Here is a 299-nt window from a genome sequence, read left to right on the forward strand (position 1 = left end):
CCGCGAAGACGACGGTCCAGTTGCGCTGGCCGGCCTTGCGGGCGGCGATGGTCACCGCGATCGCGGCGGAGCTGATCAGCACCAGCACACCGGTGGCATAGGCGCCGCCCTGCGCGTCCACGTCGGCATCGAAGATCCAGGTGACCAGGAAGGCGACCAGGGTGAAGACGATGACCATCGGCCGCACGGCGCGCGCCCAGTGCGGGGCCATGCCGTAGCGGGGCAGATAGCGGGGCATCAGGTTGAGCAGTCCGGCCATCGCGGAGGCGCCCGCGAACCACAGGATGGCGATGGTCGAG

1 pseudogene is annotated in these 299 nt (G+C 70.2%); it reads right to left on the reverse strand.

Going from position 1 to position 299, the window contains the following annotated elements:
* Positions 1 to 299, reverse strand: a pseudogene (locus tag ADL25_RS19280) (amino acid transporter); the annotation flags it as partial.

It is taken from the genome of Streptomyces sp. NRRL F-5122, assembly GCF_001507435.1.
GTDB classification, from domain to species: Bacteria; Actinomycetota; Actinomycetes; order Streptomycetales; family Streptomycetaceae; genus Streptomyces; species Streptomyces lannensis.